The sequence below is a fragment of the Tepidanaerobacter sp. GT38 genome (genome assembly GCF_021991635.1).
Lineage (GTDB): Bacteria > Bacillota > Thermosediminibacteria > Thermosediminibacterales > Tepidanaerobacteraceae > DTU063.
The window spans coordinates 1-18,399 of the sequence record NZ_JAFFJA010000051.1 but is presented as its reverse complement, the minus strand read 5'-3'; the positions used below and the strand labels follow the sequence as shown (position 1 = coordinate 18,399).

General features: G+C 39.5%; 19 protein-coding genes, 1 pseudogene and 1 riboswitch. Of the genes and pseudogenes, 16 read left to right on the top strand and 4 right to left on the bottom strand.

Translation table 11 applies throughout. The annotated features are described in order from the left end of the window. Positions 1 to 76: 76 nt before the first annotated feature. The 13 genes from JT739_RS08030 to JT739_RS07970 all read left to right on the top strand — a co-directional run bounded on the left by JT739_RS08030 (position 77) and on the right by JT739_RS07970 (position 13,475). On the top strand, positions 77 to 340 hold the full coding sequence (locus JT739_RS08030) for a YqhV family protein (RefSeq protein WP_237660591.1): 264 nt from the start codon (positions 77 to 79) through the stop codon (positions 338 to 340). A 345-nt stretch (positions 341 to 685) separates the two neighbouring features. Then, positions 686 to 1,507 (top strand): hypothetical protein, encoded by an 822-nt coding sequence (locus JT739_RS08025; protein ID WP_237660590.1) that lies wholly within the window; start codon positions 686 to 688, stop codon positions 1,505 to 1,507. Next, a complete protein-coding gene (yycF, locus tag JT739_RS08020) occupies positions 1,500 to 2,189 on the top strand; it encodes a response regulator YycF (RefSeq protein ID WP_237660589.1) in 690 nt (229 codons plus the stop codon). The genes JT739_RS08025 and yycF overlap by 8 nt, the downstream gene beginning before the upstream one ends. Before the next feature lie 10 nt (positions 2,190 to 2,199). Further along, the gene (locus JT739_RS08015; protein ID WP_237660588.1) at positions 2,200 to 3,975 is read left to right on the top strand and encodes an ATP-binding protein; all 1,776 of its coding nucleotides are present in this window, start codon (positions 2,200 to 2,202) and stop codon (positions 3,973 to 3,975) included. A gap of 114 nt (positions 3,976 to 4,089) precedes the next feature. Further along, positions 4,090 to 4,503, top strand: coding sequence for a hypothetical protein (locus JT739_RS08010; RefSeq protein WP_237660587.1), 414 nt, complete (start codon positions 4,090 to 4,092; stop codon positions 4,501 to 4,503). Positions 4,504 to 4,519: 16 nt separating this feature from the next. After that, a complete protein-coding gene (locus JT739_RS08005) occupies positions 4,520 to 5,788 on the top strand; it encodes a YycH family regulatory protein (protein WP_237660586.1) in 1,269 nt (422 codons plus the stop codon). Between the two features lie 5 nt (positions 5,789 to 5,793). Next, complete coding sequence (locus JT739_RS08000; RefSeq protein WP_237660585.1) at positions 5,794 to 6,645, top strand: two-component system regulatory protein YycI; 852 nt, start codon at positions 5,794 to 5,796, stop codon at positions 6,643 to 6,645. A 207-nt stretch (positions 6,646 to 6,852) separates the two neighbouring features. Further along, positions 6,853 to 8,013, top strand: a complete 1,161-nt coding sequence (locus JT739_RS07995; protein ID WP_237660584.1) for a DUF362 domain-containing protein — start codon at positions 6,853 to 6,855, stop codon at positions 8,011 to 8,013. Positions 8,014 to 8,063: 50 nt separating this feature from the next. Next, positions 8,064 to 9,182: a S1C family serine protease gene (locus JT739_RS07990; protein ID WP_237660583.1), complete on the top strand. Its 1,119-nt coding sequence runs from the start codon at positions 8,064 to 8,066 to the stop codon at positions 9,180 to 9,182. Positions 9,183 to 9,510: 328 nt separating this feature from the next. After that, positions 9,511 to 10,710: an argininosuccinate synthase gene (locus JT739_RS07985; RefSeq protein ID WP_237660582.1), complete on the top strand. Its 1,200-nt coding sequence runs from the start codon at positions 9,511 to 9,513 to the stop codon at positions 10,708 to 10,710. Between the two features lie 478 nt (positions 10,711 to 11,188). Next, positions 11,189 to 12,046 carry an amino acid ABC transporter substrate-binding protein gene (locus JT739_RS07980; RefSeq protein WP_237660581.1) on the top strand — a complete coding sequence of 286 codons (858 nt, stop codon included), beginning with the start codon at positions 11,189 to 11,191 and terminating at the stop codon, positions 12,044 to 12,046. Between the two features lie 24 nt (positions 12,047 to 12,070). Then, a complete protein-coding gene (locus JT739_RS07975) occupies positions 12,071 to 12,715 on the top strand; it encodes an amino acid ABC transporter permease (RefSeq protein WP_237660580.1) in 645 nt (214 codons plus the stop codon). 13 nt (positions 12,716 to 12,728) lie between these two features. Then, the gene (locus JT739_RS07970; RefSeq protein ID WP_237660579.1) at positions 12,729 to 13,475 is read left to right on the top strand and encodes an amino acid ABC transporter ATP-binding protein; all 747 of its coding nucleotides are present in this window, start codon (positions 12,729 to 12,731) and stop codon (positions 13,473 to 13,475) included. Between the two features lie 80 nt (positions 13,476 to 13,555). Here the strand turns inward: JT739_RS07970 and JT739_RS07965 are convergent, their stop codons facing one another. Genes JT739_RS07965 through JT739_RS07955 form a run of 3 tightly spaced genes read right to left on the bottom strand, consistent with a single transcriptional unit; the run spans position 13,556 to position 15,726 of the window. Then, positions 13,556 to 14,287: a UPF0280 family protein gene (locus JT739_RS07965; RefSeq protein ID WP_237660578.1), complete on the bottom strand. Its 732-nt coding sequence runs from the start codon at positions 14,285 to 14,287 to the stop codon at positions 13,556 to 13,558. Positions 14,288 to 14,346: 59 nt separating this feature from the next. Continuing rightward, positions 14,347 to 14,553, bottom strand: a complete 207-nt coding sequence (locus tag JT739_RS07960) for a 4Fe-4S dicluster domain-containing protein (RefSeq protein WP_237660577.1) — start codon at positions 14,551 to 14,553, stop codon at positions 14,347 to 14,349. Between the two features lie 3 nt (positions 14,554 to 14,556). Next, entirely contained in the window at positions 14,557 to 15,726 is a 1,170-nt protein-coding gene (locus JT739_RS07955) for a homocysteine biosynthesis protein (RefSeq protein ID WP_237660576.1), read from the bottom strand. Between the two features lie 102 nt (positions 15,727 to 15,828). Next, positions 15,829 to 15,939, bottom strand: a riboswitch (SAM riboswitch). Between the two features lie 179 nt (positions 15,940 to 16,118). Here JT739_RS07955 and rlmH point away from each other — a divergent pair. From rlmH to JT739_RS12940, 3 genes and pseudogenes are all read left to right on the top strand, one after another. Beyond that, positions 16,119 to 16,598 carry a 23S rRNA (pseudouridine(1915)-N(3))-methyltransferase RlmH gene (gene rlmH, locus JT739_RS07950; protein ID WP_237660575.1) on the top strand — a complete coding sequence of 160 codons (480 nt, stop codon included), beginning with the start codon at positions 16,119 to 16,121 and terminating at the stop codon, positions 16,596 to 16,598. 96 nt (positions 16,599 to 16,694) lie between these two features. Next, the gene (locus JT739_RS07945) at positions 16,695 to 16,892 is read left to right on the top strand and encodes a DUF2281 domain-containing protein (protein ID WP_237660574.1); all 198 of its coding nucleotides are present in this window, start codon (positions 16,695 to 16,697) and stop codon (positions 16,890 to 16,892) included. Continuing rightward, positions 16,885 to 17,073, top strand: a pseudogene (locus tag JT739_RS12940) (type II toxin-antitoxin system PemK/MazF family toxin); the annotation flags it as partial. The gene JT739_RS07945 and the pseudogene JT739_RS12940, both read left to right, overlap by 8 nt. A gap of 50 nt (positions 17,074 to 17,123) precedes the next feature. On the opposite strand, the gene JT739_RS07940 reads toward JT739_RS12940, so the two are convergent. Further along, positions 17,124 to 18,179: an IS30 family transposase gene (locus JT739_RS07940; RefSeq protein ID WP_237660573.1), complete on the bottom strand. Its 1,056-nt coding sequence runs from the start codon at positions 18,177 to 18,179 to the stop codon at positions 17,124 to 17,126. Positions 18,180 to 18,399: the final 220 nt, after the last annotated feature.

Below are 18,399 nucleotides of genomic sequence, written 5' to 3'. Positions count from 1 at the left end.
ATTTTAAGGTGATGTGCCGTCATCTTTAACGAAAGATATTGCCTTAATGAGCCATTGTGAATAGGGAGGTATTTTGATGGATCCTATTTTAACTTCCATGGCGATTATGCGATTTATTTCATCGGCAATTGAACTTGTGGCGGCTCTTCTTTTTTTAAAAAGCAAAAGCGTGGAAAAAGCTATTAGAATAAATGCCGCTCTCGGTCTAATAGGGCCTTTAATTTTTTTGGGAGTAAGTTTATTGGGAATTACGGGCCTCTCTGGGAAAGTAAGTTTAACAAAACTTATCATCATATTCACAGGTGTAATATTGGTATTGATCGGAACATCTGCCGGGTAAAGATGGATTGTCGACTTTTAGGGGATAGTGTTTGAAAACTTGGTCTATGCGTGAAAGCCATTTAAAGAAATATGGGAAGAAGATAAATTAATTTTCCGTGTATTGTCGATAAAAATAGTATTTTGTAACATAAATGTAATATAATTGCAATATTTTCTTAATAATAATCATTTATAATAAGATTACAGCAGTCAGCAACAACAACAAAACGATCCCCCCTTTTAAAATGCGGCGAACGCCGCTTTTTTCTTATGCTAAAAATAAAGGGTTTTATATTCTACATGATTTACCAATGAAAGTTTTGTGGAAGTTTAATATAATGTTAGAAGGGGGGAGGGGAAATCAATGAATACAAAACGGCTAATTGCAATTATACTCCTGTGTATGATAATTATGGCGGGAGTTTATTATTTTTATGAGGCGCTGACTGTATTGGCCTTTAAGCTAAAAGGCTTTGATTGTATAAATACACCTCACTTTATTATACTCTTTAAGCCAGAAAGTCGAGAGAGCATTTCGGTTGTAGCAAATGCTGCAGAAAAGGCTTATGAGATACTGGGAAAGGATTTTGACTATTATCCCGAAGGCAAAACGCCAATTGTAGTGTTTCCAGATAGAGTAAGCCTTCAAGCTGCTTTTAACTGGCCTCATGATGAAAATACTCAAGGGGTCTACTTTCGTGGTATTATTTATGTCCAATCCCCAGATGTTTGGATAGATGAAACTGAGGATATGGAAAGCATATTTTTTGAAAAAGGCCCCATGGTTCACGAGTATACCCACCTTGTGGTAGATGCGCTCACTTCGGGCAATTACCCCCGCTGGTTTACCGAAGGTGTGGCTCAGTATGTGGAAAGGCGTGTAACCGGTTATACATTAAGTGAGGACTTTGATGTTGCAGAAAATCAAGTCTACACTTATAAAGATATTATGTACAATTTTGACGGTTTAAAAGATGTGCCTAGTGCTTATTTAGGTGCTTTAGAGATGACAGATTTATTAGTTGAAGATGGAGGAATAGAGGAGCTTAAGAGAATAATGCAGCTCCTTAAAGAGGGCGATTCAGCAAATAGAATATTTCTTCAAAAAGCCGCATTAGTTCAAGCAGAAGGAAAAAGTCAACTTGTGCCGAATATAACAACTAATGGGGGTGTTGTTTTTGAATGAGAAGATTTTAGTAGTCGATGATGAAAAGCCCATCGTGGATATTCTCAAGTACAACCTTTCCAAGGAAGGCTATAATGTATTGGCGGCTTATGATGGTGATGAGGCGGTAAAGATAGGATTAAAAGAAAACCCCGATTTAATCCTTTTAGATATAATGCTTCCCAAGCAGGACGGTTTTTCAGTTTGTAAAAAACTGAGGGAGAAGATTACAAGTCCCATTATTATGTTAACTGCAAGAGGCGAAGAAGTAGATAAGGTTCTGGGCCTTGAACTTGGAGCTGATGACTATATTACAAAACCATTTAGCATGAGGGAGCTGATTGCCCGAGTAAAGGCTAATTTAAGGCGGGTGGCCATTTCCGGTCCTCAAGACGATGAAGAAATCATAAAGCTGGGAGATTTAGAATTAGATTTTAAAAGCTATGTAGTAAGAAAAAAAGGTAAACCCTTAGACCTTACTTTTCGGGAATATGAGCTGATTAGATATCTGGCCACTCAAGCGGGTCAAGTTTTTACGCGGGAAAAGCTCCTGGAGGAAGTTTGGGGTTATGAGTATTACGGAGATATTCGCACAGTAGACGTGACAATAAGGCGCCTTCGGGAGAAAGTGGAAGACGATGCTGCCAACCCCGAATATATCCTCACCAAACGGGGTGTAGGTTATTATTTTAGAAAACCATAGGTGGTCTCCAATGTTCAAGAGCATCCAGTGGAAACTGGTCGTTATATATATCATGCTGATTCTACTGGCCATGGAATTGGTTAGTATCTTTTTGGTTCAATCCCTGGAGAAGTATCATATCCAAACCCTTTCGAATACATTAGATGGAAAAGCTCAGCTGATCTCCGGCTATATAATAAGGCATCTAAGCCCTGTTCCCAGATCTGAGGAAATCAGCGATGTAATTAAGGGCTTTGGCCATGAAATGGGCATTGCCATTTTGGACGGCTCCGCCAGTGTTATTACATCCACTGACGACACCCGATTCCAAAAGGGCATGAAACTTTTGACTCCTGAGGTAACTCAAGCAACGTTCGGCACTGCAGCAAAGGACACGCGCATAGATTCCAAAATCAAAATTCCTTATATGTACTATGCATATCCTGTAAAAGACGGTGATTCGGTAATCGGCATCATTTACTTGATGTCGTCCATGAAGAGCATCTATGATACCATTTCCAGCACAAAAAAAATCTTGCTTACGGCTACCCTTTTAAGTCTAGTGGTAACAGGTGTATTGGGATTTGCCCTTTCAAAGACCATAACAGGCCCCATTCAGGAAGTTACGAAAAAAGCTGCGTCTCTTGCCCGGGGAGATTTTGATCAGAAAATAGAAGTAAAATCCGATGATGAAATTGGCAAACTGACCCATATGTTTAACTTTTTAACTATGCGCCTTAAAGAGACCATGGAAGAAATATCCGATGAAAAGGAAAAATTAGAAGCAATTCTCATTAACATGGCTGACGGTGTCATAGCCTTAAACGATGAGGGCACGGTTATACACATAAACCCGGTGGCGAGACAGATGCTGGCTCTTGATGATATTACCGGTAAAAATTTTGCACAGGAACTTGAAAAATTATTAAATATAGACATGAAACAACTCCTTAGCCAAGACTCTGACAGCAGTGAAACCCTTATAAAAACTGATGCTGCCATATTAAAGTGCATTTATGCTCCGCTAAAGCGTAAAAATCGAATATTGGGGCATATTCTGGTATTTCAAGATATAACAAAACAGCATCGGCTGGAGACTATGCGGAAGGAATTTGTAGCCAATGTTTCCCACGAACTTCGAACTCCCCTTACGACCATAAAGAGTTATGCCGAAACTTTACTTGACGGTGCTCTGGAGGAAAAAGAGCTCTCACGCCAATTTACGAGTGTAATAAATAATGAGGCAGATCGAATGACTCGTTTAGTTAACAACTTACTGGAGCTTTCTCGCCTGGACAATCGCGAAACTCAGTGGGATTTAAAACCTATTGATCCTGTAACTATACTAAATGAAGTTCTTACAAAAATGAGGGTAAATATTCAGCGAAAAGGTCAAATACTAGAAGTAAGGGTGCCGGAAAGATCACCGGAAGTTTTAGTGGATAAGGACAAAATTGAGCAGGTATTTCAAAACATCTTAAGCAATGCTAATAAATACACGCCTAAAGGTGGCAAAATATCAGTAGAATTAAGTTATGACGACAAAACGGTAAGCATTGCATTTAAAGATACGGGTATCGGAATACCAAAAGAAGATTTGCCGCGAATTTTTGAAAGATTTTACCGAGTAGACAAAACCAGGTCTAGAGAAATGGGAGGAACTGGTCTTGGTCTGTCAATTGCTCAAGAGATAGTACAGGCTCATAATGGTGAAATTCAAATTGAAAGTGAGCCAGGTGTGGGGACCTGTGTGACTGTGCGCCTTTTAACCATAGCTCAAGAGCTTGTGAAGCGAAATGAAATGTAATTTGTTTTTAACCCACTTGTAACACATCTGTAACAATATTGATTTAAACTTAGGGTAAACAGGGAAGATAAAGCCGGTATTTATGCCTTTTTATTTCCAGAAAGGAAGATTACCATGAGGAGAATATTGACAGCCTTACTGATTGCCGTATCCCTTTTAATTGTTTTTTCTCCTTCGGTTATGGCATCAGAAGTAAAAAATTTTATAAAGTTAAATGAGCCCAGAGACAATTTTATGACGTCTTCCAATAGGATTTTAATTGCCGGCGAAACTGTTCCAGAGGCAAGTGTCATAGTACTGGTAAATGGACGCCAGGAGGGCAAAGAGCTTTCAATTGGAGCAGCAGGCATTTTTATGACACAAGTGCCTGTATCTTCAAAAGAGAATATAATTACAGTGAAGGCTTCTTTTCCCTCGGGTAGTACTGAAACAGTTACACGCAGAGTATACCTACTTGAAAATGAATCAAAGCTACCGGAACTTACTTCCCTAATACAGACTCTTAAATCATTTTTAATTCTTAAATAAAAGGCGGTGCTGCCATTTGTCCAGAGATTCTGTCTTAGGTTGGACTCTAATTGTGCTGGTAGTCATCAGCCTTTTTCTTTCTTTTACAATATGGTCCCAAGTTCCGGGAAATTTTTCTGTTTTAAAAATGGCATATGAGGACAATAAAGTTGACCCTACCCTGCTAGTAAAGCCGGAAAAAATCTTAGTTTACTTAGGCAACTCTTTTCATACAATATTAAAGCCAACTTCTCCTTTTTATGATAAGAGCTGGAGCATATCAAAAGAACTTTTAAGTGCCCATTCAAATGCTAGCCCGGAGCTGGTGGGGAAGATAAGCAGAGATAATTTTATGCGGATAAAAGGCTTGGAAGTATTTTTTCCTACACCTCTTCCCGCTAATTTACTAAAGCAGCTTTTTAATATAGAGGGCGGTGATTTTTCTCTTTTGGACGGAAAGCTGATTGATTCATTTATACTAGTTGATGATGGTCAACTTTCAGTATACTTAGTGGACAGCGAGAAATCCCTGTATAAAATTGGAAAAGATTCAAAGCGGAATTTAAACAGTATCATTAAAGAAATAGAAGAATCAAATCCTCCCCTTTACGCGGGACTTACTGCAGACGTCAATCTTAAAGTAGTTGGTGACGTTTATGTATCTCTTGCGCCATACGAACTGCCGATGTATTCCTTGAAAGAGGAACAGATTCAAGAGGAACAAATTGCATCTAAATTTTTTCCAGACTTTTCAATAACCAGGAGAATCCAGGAAAGAGACGGCACCGTAATATATACGGATGGTCAACAAGGTCTCAGGTTTTATGGCAGCGGTGCCTTCGAGTATAACATGCCCGTGCCTAAGGAAGCTAAAAAGGCCCAAAGTTTTTACGAAAGTTTTGTTACCGCTGTAGATTTTGTTGCTACACACGGTGGTTGGCCTAAAGACGCATATCTTTCATCATATAGTGAGATAAAAGGCGCTTCAGGGCCTGCCCATATATTTAAGTTTAAAATCGGCGTAAACGGTTTTAAAGTTGTAAATGGTGATGACTTAATAAGTGTAACTGTAGAGGGCAACCAAGTAAAAAACTACTATAGGAATCAATCTTTTTCTATAAAGCAGATAGGAATCTTAGATTTAATGACACCTGTTGAGGCATTAAATACCGCTGTAGCCACAAAGAATATAAAAGCCATCGAAGACATATATCCGGCATATATTGAAGAACAAGATGAATTAAAACCTGTATGGATTGTTGAAACTGAAGGAATGGAAGTTATCATACACAGCCCTTCGGAGTGATGATTTTGCAATGGAAACGAGCAATTACGATTCTTATAATATCTTTTTTAATGCTAAATATCGTGCTAGTGGTCAATTTGTGGTTTAGGGGACAGCCTAACCACCAGTTTTCTCTCTCTGCAAGTCAAAAGGACCAGATAATACAATCCCTAAGGGATAAAGGTGTAATACTAGAGGCAGATATACCCAATGAAGGCAAATCTCAGCCGATTTTGGAAATAGGCCTTCCGAAACTAAATGAAAATAAAATCTTACAAAATTTTTTTGGCAAAGGCAATAAGCCAAGCCTCAGTCAAACCCCAGACGGTCGAAAATTCACCCTTGACGAGGAGCAACTCATCATTACTGACAATGGATTTATAACGTATTTTAATAATGATGATAGGGTAATATGGCCCAATTTAACAAAGGAACAAGCAGAACGAGAAGCTTTAAGCTTTATGAAAACTCATAAATGCATGCCGGAAAATGCGGTCCTAAATAGAGTTACCTATGACGACAAAAGTAAAGGCTATTTATTGGAATATGTAGACTATTATGATGGCTTCTTTATACAAAACAGCTATGCCACGGTGTTTGTTACCCCTGCTGGCATAAAGAGTTACTATCAGTGCTGGCTGGAACCTTTGGGCTATGTAGGCAAGAGACAAAGCGTCATTTCGCCCCTTACAGCTATTATGAGAGTAATCAGTGAAGCAAATGCAGAATACCCCATAGTGATAACGCGAATTGAACAAGGCTATTATTCTAAGTTATATGATGCGGACAGGTGGCAGCTGGCCCCTGTATGGAAAATACAGTTAGGAAATGAAGACACCTATTATGTAAATGCGTATACCGGAGAAATGGAACAGTGATTTGTTTAGCGGCAAAATGCCGCTTTTTTATTTTTTATATGGTAACTTATTAGCGAATTATTTCCCGGGAAATAGAAAACACTAAAATTATGTCGATAAACATTAAGAAGGATAACGGAATTTTATGTGGTAATATTAGTTAATGTAAGGTTATGTGCTTGCACTTTTTAATAACAGTTTAGCAAAAACATATGCAGGAGGGTAAAAATGAAATCAAAGATCTATTTTGCTGACGCCAGAGCAAAAGCATATGATTTTAAGTACAGCTTCGTGGCGAAATTTGAACAAATTCTTGACATGATTGATTTTAAACAATTTATTTCCAAGAAAGACTATGTTGCTATAAAAACACATTTTGGCTCTTACGGTGCTCACCGCATTGTCCGACCTATTTTTTTAAAGAAAGTGGTAGACAAAGTAAAAGAGGTAGGGGGAAAGCCTTTTGTAACTGATACGGTGAGAATCCCGGGCCTTGAGTACTTAGATGTGGCAAATATGGAAGGAATAAATCATTTGTCAGTAGGTGCGCCTGTGATATTAGCTGACGGCATCTTCGGCAGAGATAGCATAAAAGTAAAAAGTGGGCCCATTTTAAAAGAGATAGGAGTTGCATCTGCCATATACTATGCTCCTGCTATGATCGTAGTGTCTCACTGCAAGGGGCATATAGGGTCAGGCTTTGGCGGAGCTATTAAAAACTTAGGAATGGGTGGCATAAGCTGCAAAGATCACTGTGGCGAAGCCGAAAGAGGCAAAATCCATTTTGAGGAAAATAAACACCTGGAATGGATTGAGGCTAAATGTGTACGCTGCAGTCAATGCGTTGATGTTTGCCCGCATAGTGCTATAGAGCTGATTGATGACAGCATAGTTATAGATAAATCCAAATGCGTAAAATGTGCACGCTGCTCTCGCGTATGTGAAGTTAAGGCACTGGTTGCTCCCATATCTGAAGAGAACTTCCAAGAAGGCCTTGCAGAGTCAGCATATGCTGTAGTGTCTACTTTTGAAAAGGGAAGAATACTATACATAAACTTTATTACTGAAGTGCAACCTGAATGTGATTGTATGCCTATGGCTGATACACCTCTGGTGCAAGACCAGGGCGTGCTTGTTTCCTTTGATCCAGTGGCCATTGATCAAGCTGCTTTAGATATGATAAATAGAGCAGCGCCCTTACCCCAGTCCAAAGCTGAGGATAAAAATGTGAAAAAAGGTGATAATATATTACAGGCCGTAACCGGCAAAAACGCGCAGCTTCACATTGATGCAGCTTGTAAACTGGGTATGGGCAACAAAGAATATGAGCTCATAACCATTACAGAAAAAGAAGTAGGAGAAGACGAAGAACAAGAGGAAGAAGAATAATCTGTTTCAATTTGCGGTGCGGCCAATTACTGTGAGGGAAGGTGTATCTTTTGACTAGTCATGGCCGCAAAAAATCATCGGAATTAAAGAAAATGATCATGCTAGCTGTACTTTGCTCATTAATAGGGGCTTTGACAGCTAGCTTAGTTACTACAAATATACTTTATGGACGAGCTCAAGCACCTTCTCCTCAGGCAAAGCCCCAGACTACTTCAGAAGTGGTTCAGCCTCAGGAATCTAAGATTCCAGCCATCGCCCGAGAAGTGACTCCAGCAGTTGTTGGCATCTCTACTGTGCGGATAGATTATGATTTTTTCTATAGACACATTAAGTCGGAAGCAGTTGGCTCAGGAGTCATAGTCAATACCCAAGGATACATTATTACAAATGACCATGTAGTAAGCGGTGCTGATGAAATAACAGTGTTTTTATCCGACGCCCGCAAGTTTACTGCCCAAAAGGTATATACCGATCCCACTTTGGATCTTGCAGTAATAAAAATAGATGCGCCAAATATTACTGCAGCAAAGCTGGGCGATTCAGATAAAGTAGTCGTGGGAGATTTGGCTATTGCCATTGGCAATCCCTTGGGACTCAGCCTCCAGAGAACTGTTACGGCCGGAATTATAAGTGCATTAAACCGCACCGTAGGGGTTCATGATCGAAGGGGCCAAATCCTTATGCAGGATTTGATACAGACCGATGCTTCAATTAACCCGGGCAACAGCGGAGGGCCCTTGGTAAATGGCAATGGTGAAGTTATCGGCATAAATACTATTAAGGCATCGGAGGCCGAGTCTATAGGCTTTGCAATTCCCATAAATATAGCAAAGCCCATTGTCGAAAGTATTGTGGAAAAGGGCAGGTTTGACAAACCCTATTTGGGAATCGAGGGAATTGATAGGGAAATGGCAGAGCTCATAAACCTGAATGTAAGTGTGGAAAGCGGCATATATGTGGCTAAAGTTGAAAATCAAAGTCCTGCTTCGAAAGCTGGTATACGGGAACAAGATATCATTACGAAAATAGCCGGACAGCAGGTAAATTCCATGGCAAAACTCCGCCAAATACTTTACAATCTGGGCGTTGGAAATCCCATAGATATAGAGATCATGCGCAATGGAAAAACTTTTACAACGCAAGTAGTGCCTGTTAAGGCGCCGTCATAGTTTAAATTTTAATGTGAAAGCAACAAGGTTTCTAGGATCCGGTTTTCAATATCAGAGCCTTTGCTAGTGTTCTTATTGCGCTAGTAGGTATTTGTGATCAGAGTTTGGAATACTGCCCCATAATTTTAACCGCTATTTGGCGGTTTTTTTTATTAAAATAATATAATTTGTATTTTAAGTAACAAAAGAACTATTGCATAATTATACAAAGATATGTATAATTATAAATATGTTCATACAGGTCTAACGGATAAGGCAATTTTAGGCAGCCTACTTCCGATAACTGGAAGCAGTTTAGGATAAGTTTATTTTTGAAAGGGGAAGAAAAGTGAAAAAGGTTGTTTTAGCTTATTCGGGAGGTTTGGATACCTCAATAATAATTCCTTGGCTCAAAGAAAATTATAATTTAGAAGTTATTTGTATGTCCGCAGATTTAGGACAAGGGGAGGAACTTGCCCCTCTAAAGGAAAAGGCCATAAAATCAGGAGCCAGTAAGATATATATAGAAGATTTAAAAGAAGAATTTGTAAAAGATTTCGTCTTTCCTGTCTTGAAATCTGGGGCCAAATATGAAGGTAAATACTTGCTGGGCACCTCTTTTGCACGGCCTCTGATTGCCAAGCGTTTAGTGGAAATTGCGGAACAAGAAGAGGCAGACTACGTGGCCCATGGCGCTACAGGTAAGGGCAATGACCAGGTCCGCTTTGAGTTGACTATTAAGGCGTTAAGCCCGGATTTAAAAATAATTGCGCCCTGGCGGGAATGGGAAATAAAATCCCGGGAAGATGCCATAGAATACGCTAATGCACGAGGCATTCCTGTACCTGTAACAAAAGAACGACCATACAGCATGGATAGGAATGTGTTTCACCTGAGCCATGAAGGAGGAGATTTAGAAGATCCTTGGAATGAACCCCAGAACGATTTATTTATGATCTGCAATCCTCCCGAAGCTGCTCCTGACAAACCGGAATACGTAGAAATTGAATTCGAAAAGGGAATACCGGTAAGCATTAACGGTGAAAGACTGAGGCCCCTTGGTATTTTGGAAAAAGCCAATGAAATAGCCGCAAAACACGGTGTGGGAATTGTGGATATAGTAGAAAACCGCTTGGTGGGAATGAAGTCCCGGGGCGTCTATGAAACGCCTGGAGGAACACTTTTGCACCAAGCCCACCAGGAATTAGAGTATTTGACATTAGACAGAGCCACCATGGAGTACAAAAATATAGTCAGCATTAAATACGCCCAACTGGTCTATGACGGCCTTTGGTATACACCGCTCAAGGAAGCATTGGATGCATTTATCGACTCCACTCAAGAAACAGTTACCGGAACAGTAAGAATGAAACTTTACAAAGGCAATTGTACACCTGCAGGCACCAAATCGCCATATTCTCTATATAACAAAGAATTTGTTACCTTTGGAGAGGATAAGGTGTACAACCAAAAAGACGCTGAAGGCTTTATTAACCTTTTTGGTTTACCCTTAAAGGTCAGAGCGCTGATGAAAAAGAATCTAAAGTAAGTCTTGAGACCAGCGCGCATATAAAAAATTGCCTCAATGGCAAAGCTTAGTATTTAGATAACGGCACCTTTCCCTAAGGCAAGCCCTGTTATTCTAAAGCTTGAGCCTGCACTGCGCAGGGTTTAGCGGGCAATTTGGCATCCTGCCAAGTGCCCGCCAGCGTGCCTCCTGCACGCTGCCCCTGCTTCGCTGGTCTCAAGCTCAAGAATAACGACGGTTTGCCTAAAGGGCTTGGGTGCCGTTATCTAATATCATAAAACTCAAATATATGGGTAACGGCATTTCTCTTAAAAAAGACCCATCATTCTAAAGCTTGATCTCGACTTAAAAGGGCTTAAAACAATTACTGTGTTTTATGAAAATTGCACAAATTTCAGCACAGCAAGATTTTTATTAAAAAGTAGTTGACAAATCCCCTTTAACACTTTATCATATTAAAGTAGTAAAACAAAAATGATTGATAGAAGAGGGGAGACCAATGAGAAGAAATATAAAAAGTTTAATTTTGGTGATACTTATTTTAGCTTTGGGGGTTGCCAGTTTAGCAGGGTGCTCCAATCAAAGTTCAGACCAAGCCTCAAATCAAACTTCACAAACTTCAAATCAAGAGCCTGCAGAAGTCGAAGATTCATTTGAAAAGATAAAAGAAAAAGGTCAGGTTATTATGGGCCTTGATGATACCTTTGCTCCCATGGGCTTTCGCGATGAAAACAACGAAATTGTAGGCTTTGATGTGGATTTGGCAAAAGAAGTTTTTAAAAGAAATAATTTGGAATTAATTTTACAACCTATAGACTGGACAATGAAAGAAGCAGAATTGAACTCAGGCAATATCGATATGATTTGGAATGGATATACTATTACTGCTGAGCGAATGGAAAAGGTAGCTTTCAGCAAACCCTATTTGAAAAATAGACAGATCATAATTACACTTGCCGATTCTGATATAAACAGCAAAGCGGATCTTGAGGGGAAAAAAGTTGCGGCTCAAGCCGGTTCTACGGCAGTTGATGCAATGTATACCGAACCCGATATAGTTGCAGCCTTTGACGGAGGAGAACCAATACTATTTGACACAAATAATGAAGCTTTTATGGATTTAGAGGCCGGAAGGTCTGACGCCGTTGTAGCTGATGAGATTTTAGCCCGTTACTACATTAAGCAAAGAGGACCAGAAAAGTATAAAATCCTCGATGAAGACTTCGGCGAAGAGGAATACGGTATCGGCTTTAGAAAACAGGACAAGAAACTCCTTGAAATGGTTGATAATACATTAGATGAAATGAGAAAAGACGGGACATTTGATTCGATTTATAATAAGTGGTTTGCAGACTAAATAAAAATGTAAAGGGAATCTGTTATGGCAGAATATATTATAAGGATAACACCAGCCCTGCTTGCAGGGCTTGATACTACTTTAAGCGTATTTTTTCTGACACTTGTACTTTCAATACCACTTGGAATCTTAGTGGCGCTTGGGAGACTTTCGAATATAAGGCCGCTGGTTGAAATTCTGAAATTTTACATTTGGGTAATGCGGGGAACCCCCCTTTTACTTCAAATTGTAGTCATATTTTTTGGATTACCTATAATAGGTATAACTTTTGACAGATTTCCGGCGGCAATACTGGCTTTTGTATTAAACTATGCGGCATATTTTGGCGAAATCTTCAGAGGTGGCATTGATTCAATAGATAAAGGTCAGTATGATGCAGCTAAAGTTCTAGGTTTCACCCCTGCAAAAACGTATCAAAGGATTATATTGCCGCAGATGATAAAAATCGTTTTGCCTTCAGTGGCAAATGAGGTAATAACACTTGTCAAGGATACATCTTTGGTATATGTAGTGGGGTTGGGAGAATTATTGCGCGCAGGTAAAATTGCATCTAACCGAGATGCCTCTTTAGTGCCGCTGATTATGGCAGGAGTTTTCTATTTAGCTTTAACTGGTATTTTAACAGTAGTCTTTCAAAAGCTGGAAAAGAGGTATGCATATTATCAATAAGGAGAAAAAGGTTATGGTGCTAGAAGTTCAGGGCTTATGCAAAAGCTTTGCAGGGAAGCCGGTTTTAAAAGATATAAACTTTAGTCTAAAACAAGGGGAGATATTGGCCATACTGGGCCGTTCTGGCGCCGGTAAAACCACACTTTTACGATGTATTAACTACTTGACGAAATGTGACCGTGGGACAATTAAAGTTGATGACATGTACCTGTGTAAAACTGAAAACGGGTCTGCCATTTATGCCAAACCCGCAGAGGTACTTGAAATAAGAAAAAATCTGGGTATGGTATTTCAAAACTTTAACCTTTTCCCACATATGTCGGTTTTGCAAAATATCGTTGAAGCGCCTATAAATGTCTTTGGTGTACCTAAGGAGAAGGCCCATGAGAAAGCCATGGAACTTTTAGAGATGTTAGGCCTTTCCGATAAAGCCGATTCATATCCCTTTGAACTTTCCGGCGGGCAAAAGCAGAGAGTAGCAATAGCCAGGGCTTGTGCTTTAAATCCCAAGGTCATGTGCTTAGATGAGCCCACTTCAGCCTTAGATCCGGAACTTAGAGAAGGTATTGCAACGATTATCGAAAATTTAGCCAGAGATGGCATGGGGATTTTGATAATAACCCATGACATGAGTTTTGCAAAGCGAGTAGCAACGAGAATAATATTTTTAGATGAAGGGCAGATTATCCAGGAAAGCAGCAAAGAAGAATTCTTTGAAAGCATGGAAAACGAACGGATAAGACGCTTTGTGGCTATGTAAGTTTGGGACGGGGTTTATATGAAAAACCTCGTTTTTTTAATGTAATTTTGTAAGCACAATTTTTTGCCAAAACCTTGCCTTTACAAGTCTTGTGGGTCTACCAGCGTTATATTTCCCCAGGCACCTAATTTATCCTGAAGGATTATTACGACGCCATCGATGCCAGGAACCGATTTTGCAAAATCTATACTCTGCTTAATATCATCGGCGCTCTTTACCATGTTGCAAACAGCTGTAGCTGCAGCATCTGCCAAAAGGGCGTCCTCTGATATAGTTACTACAGCATCTGCCTTTCCAAAACTTAAGGAATGGCCCACTGTTCCGCTGGATGTGCATATTCCCACCGATTTATTTTCTCCCGAAATGAGCAAAGCTATTTTATTTGAAAGAGGGGAATTGCCGGCAAATATCAGTATATGCTTGTCGGTCTTATTTTTCATATAGATGTCTCCGCCGTTTTCAATAATAATTTCATCGGTATACTTGCTTAAAGCCATGCCCACATATTGGGAAATAGCGCCCGCCACTGCAGCCATAGGTCCTACGCCTACGGCTTCAGCGGCAAGGCACATGTGCTTTACAATTTCAGGTGCATCATCTTGTGCTTTAAGTGGAACAAGACTTGTCAAGAACTCGGGATGGACGTCTATATATTTTTGTATTTCGCTTCTGTATTTTTTCAACTGTTCCCTTGCTTCATTTTCCAAATTGAATTTAGCAAAAATTTCCAAGTCAGATTCAAATTCAGTTACGTTAAACCGAACGAGACCTTGTGATTTCATGTAATCTCGATAAAATCGCTTTTGATACATTTTACCACCTAATTACAAATAGAAGATAGATAAGAAGTTAACAACAGTTTATCTGTTGCTTAAGATGCAGCCGAAGAAATATTGGATGATGCCTTTAGTGCTCGCATGGGACAAGCACTGATACACAACTTGCACCCGGTACATTTTTGTTTATCAAAAATTAGTGACCAAGAGACAGTATCTAGCCTAAGGGCATTGGAGTTACAAACTGCCGTACAGGCTCCGCAATCTATGCATTTTGCAGTTTCCACGTATATTTTGCTCATAATCTAACTCCTTTCATGGATTTCTTCTAAAGTATTTAATCTCTCTACTTTATCAAAGGGTTTTATAGGTTCTTGCAGTGTAAACTTGTTATTTTGTACCCAGTCTTTTAGTAATGCGGCGATTTGCCGTGCTTTGCTTAGACTTGAGAGGGGAGCTGTAGGAATCTTTCTCCCTTCTAATGTTACTGTGCCACTTCTCAATTCTGCGTAACTGACTTTCCCCAAACTTGGTCTTGAGCGATGAGGTACGCTGTAATCAATAATATTTGTAAATATGTCTTTATTTTCAACAGCTAAGTTTATCATCATATCTTCGTCAAGTACAGGTATTGGAATACCTATACCTACATACAAGGAAGTTCCGTATTTTTCAAATACCGCAGGTTTAATAAATTCAGTATTCATCTGTTTTAAATCCCCGATTACCGCCAATGTGGCAGCCGGTGAAAAGGGAATCCCGATTTCGGACCTGGGCACTCCGTTTAAAAATTGTGTTCCCTGCCAAGACACATAGCCGATTGTGCCAGCTAAGAAGATTTTGGTGCCGATGCCAATAGTCCTAAGATATGGGTCATTGAGTAAAGGGCTTAATTCGCCTGAAGTGGAGTAATTAATATTTCCCATATTAGGTTGCAGGACACCCATGTAGGTGTAGAGGATCCTGTTTGAAGTATTGATAGCCGCATTATAATTTTGGTAGCAATTTCTCGGATTAAATAAATAAGCTTCATTAATTGAATCCTTTGTTATATAGGTATCAATTTCCTTTCTGGGATAGCAGTCGGTGCCAGGCGATTTGGCTTTGAGATGCACTTTTTTACCGTCTATCAGGTCACATATAACATGGGCACCCCCATATTCTATACCCTTATCCTTTGAAGGTTCTGTGGCTCCTATATATGCATCTACGGCCGCAAGGCCGGCATAAGCTGTCACATTGTTCAACTGAATTTCAGCCATACGGATAGGAGGATCTGCATGGCCAAAGTTCAAAAATGCTCCCGATGAGCACATGGGTCCAAAAGTGGCAGTGGTAACCACATCTACATATTTAGTTGCTTCTTTAATGCCCTTTTCCTTAGCGATATCAATGACTTCCTCTGCTGTGACGACCACTACTGTCCCCTTCTTAATTTTTTCATTGATTTCTTCGAAGGATTTTTTTACTGACATTTAATCAACCTCCCTTTCTGCATTTATTAAAAAATCAAGCTGCTTTTCGATAAGAAAAGCAGCTTGTCGTCCCTCTCAATTCGGGTATCAAACAGGCTGTTAATCTTATCTCTCAGGATAAAAATCCTGCAGGAATTGACACCGCTGCATTCAGATGAGAATGCCGGTTGTCGAGCTTCATTGGGCCAGTCCCTCCGCTACTCTTGATAAGATTCCCTGCCTTTTATTTCAATTATTGTTTAATATAATATTTGATTTAAAATCATTTGTCAACCCATGGACAAAACAAAAAAATGAATTATTTAAAAATAGGTCCAAAAAATTTGCTTGCGGACGGGATATGGTATAATCGAAATAAGAATAAACTACATCGATATAAGAGGTAAAAAGCTATGAATGTAGATATCATTGCGGTTGGCAAGGTAAAGGAAACCTATTTGACAAACGGTATCAAAGAGTATCAAAAAAGGCTTTCGCCTTATTGCAATCTGCAAATCATAGAAGTTGCAGAACAGAAGGCGCCGGAAAACTTAAGCCACAAGGAGAAAGCACAAGTCTTGGAGCGTGAAGGAAGTAACATACTTCGAAAAATCAATTCCGCGTCCTTTGTTATTGCCTTATGTATTGAGGGCCAGTCCCTTTCCTCTGAAGAAATGGCGGATAAATTAAATGACCTCATGTTAAAAGGCAAATCACACATTACCTTTATCATAGGTGGTTCCCTGGGCCTTTCCGATGAAGTCAAGGCCAGGGCCGATTTTTCCCTTTCTTTTTCAAGGTTTACATTTCCTCACCAGCTTATGCGGTTAATCCTAATGGAACAGATATACCGCTGGTTTAAGATAATTAGAGGTGGGCCGTATCATAAGTGAGAGAAAGGCAGTATTATCCTCATGACATAGTATAACATTCAGATGGGTTTGTGATATAATATATTTACAGATTTAGGTATGAAAGGTAGTGTTATTATGAATAACGCTAAAAAGATTTTATTAAAACTTATAGATGAAATACCGGAGAGCCAGATTCCTGAAGTGATTGATTTTATCAGTTTTTTGAAGGCAAAAAAAGATAATCAGGTATTTAAAGATTTAGAGTTGGCAAGTGAAAGTAGTATGGATTTTTGGAATAACGACATTGATGATGAGGTATGGAACAATGTATAGGCAAGGAGATATTTTGCTGATTCCTATACCATATAGCGATTTAACCTCTAACAAGAAAAGACCTGTTCTTGTTTTATCAAATGATGACTACAATACAAAAACAGAAGATATTATTGTGGCAGCAATTACTTCAAACATTACATCAAAGGAATATAGTATTCTCATTTCAAATCTTAAATTGCAATATTAAATGCGACACATTTTTTGGAAACCCGAATGATGTTGGGTTTCTCAATCATGAATTTTGAATTTAGAAGTTAGCCGCTTTATTTCCCGGAAAAAGAGTTCTGCTGGTTGCTGGTAGCCCAGGATTTTTCTGGGCAGGGTATTACACCAATTCTGCACCCGTTCGATTTGTGAAAACGATAATTCCTTGATAGCTGTTCCCTTAGGAATTAACCGCCTGATTAGGCCATTGTGCCGCTCATTGGTGGCCCGTTCCCAGGCAGAGTAGGGATGAGCATAATAAATATCAATTCCGTGGACATTTAGATTGGCAAACTCACTACCGTTATCCGCAGTAATGCTTTTAAACACTCGGGAAAAGATAGAGCCATACTGAGTTTTTAGGCGTTTTAACGCTTCATCCACTGCCTCAGCAGTTTTGTTTGCCAATGGGAGGAGCAGGTGATAGCGAGTTTTTCTTTCCGTTAGAGTCAGCAGAACATTATCACTAGAGCGTTTTCCAAGGACAGTATCGATTTCCCAGTGGCCGAATTCCTCACGCTTTTCGATGCTATCGGGCCGCTCGCTAATACTCTTGCCGTAAAGACGCTTGTGATTTCGAGAAGCGTTCTTCTTTGGTTTACGTCTGGTTTTTATGAAAAGGTCGATATTGCGAACTTTAAGCAAGCAGCGGTCGATGTAATTGTATAGGGTTTTGGTGCAAACCATGGATGAAGAATCAAAGATTTTTTCTCGGCGAGCAGTTCCTACCACAGCATCAGGTGACCATTTATCCTTTAGTATCTTTTGTTCGGCATATCGGAGAAAGGAATCGACTTGGAGAACTTTGCTTTTCCTGCCGCAGGCAGAGCGGTTCTTTTCATACACTGCCTGGCCGGTTTCCGGGAAGTAAGCACTGTATGTAGTTAGATCTGTGCGGAGTTGAGTCGTTGTACCACGCTTGATTTCGCGATAAATAGTACTGCGATGACGTCCGAGTTTTTTAGCGATTTGAGTTGGCGAGAAACCTTCTTTAAGCAGGGCACAAATTTTACCTCTTTCATAGGGTGTAAGGTGTTTAAAAGTGTGTGGTGATGAGGTATACTCTTTAGTAAGAACCATAGCTGAAACCCTCCATATGTGTTAGTTTTTTGCCAACCAACATCATATCGGGTTTCACGCTATGGTTCAACTTTTTTACTGTCGCATTTAATTTTACAATTAACCTCTAAAAAAATCTATGACAGATTAAAATTATGTGAAGTTGCCGTAAAACCACATATAAAAAATTTTCACAACGTCCGATAATATATCTTATGTAAACTAATCTAATTTTACAAAA

Bases quoted from the DNA above. Each gene is read 5' to 3' on its own strand.
- JT739_RS08030 (WP_237660591.1), top strand. From the start codon at position 77: ATGGATCCTATTTTAACTTCCATGGCGATTATGCGATTTATTTCATCG.
- JT739_RS08025 (WP_237660590.1), top strand. From the start codon at position 686: ATGAATACAAAACGGCTAATTGCAATTATACTCCTGTGTATGATAATT.
- JT739_RS08015 (WP_237660588.1), top strand. From the start codon at position 2,200: ATGTTCAAGAGCATCCAGTGGAAACTGGTCGTTATATATATCATGCTG.
- JT739_RS08010 (WP_237660587.1), top strand. From the start codon at position 4,090: ATGAGGAGAATATTGACAGCCTTACTGATTGCCGTATCCCTTTTAATT.
- JT739_RS07995 (WP_237660584.1), top strand. From the start codon at position 6,853: ATGAAATCAAAGATCTATTTTGCTGACGCCAGAGCAAAAGCATATGAT.
- JT739_RS07980 (WP_237660581.1), top strand. From the start codon at position 11,189: ATGAGAAGAAATATAAAAAGTTTAATTTTGGTGATACTTATTTTAGCT.
- JT739_RS07975 (WP_237660580.1), top strand. From the start codon at position 12,071: ATGGCAGAATATATTATAAGGATAACACCAGCCCTGCTTGCAGGGCTT.
- JT739_RS07970 (WP_237660579.1), top strand. From the start codon at position 12,729: ATGGTGCTAGAAGTTCAGGGCTTATGCAAAAGCTTTGCAGGGAAGCCG.
- JT739_RS07965 (WP_237660578.1), bottom strand. From the start codon at position 14,287: ATGTATCAAAAGCGATTTTATCGAGATTACATGAAATCACAAGGTCTC.
- JT739_RS07960 (WP_237660577.1), bottom strand. From the start codon at position 14,553: ATGAGCAAAATATACGTGGAAACTGCAAAATGCATAGATTGCGGAGCC.
- JT739_RS07955 (WP_237660576.1), bottom strand. From the start codon at position 15,726: ATGTCAGTAAAAAAATCCTTCGAAGAAATCAATGAAAAAATTAAGAAG.
- rlmH (WP_237660575.1), top strand. From the start codon at position 16,119: ATGAATGTAGATATCATTGCGGTTGGCAAGGTAAAGGAAACCTATTTG.
- JT739_RS07945 (WP_237660574.1), top strand. From the start codon at position 16,695: ATGAATAACGCTAAAAAGATTTTATTAAAACTTATAGATGAAATACCG.
- JT739_RS07940 (WP_237660573.1), bottom strand. From the start codon at position 18,179: ATGGTTCTTACTAAAGAGTATACCTCATCACCACACACTTTTAAACAC.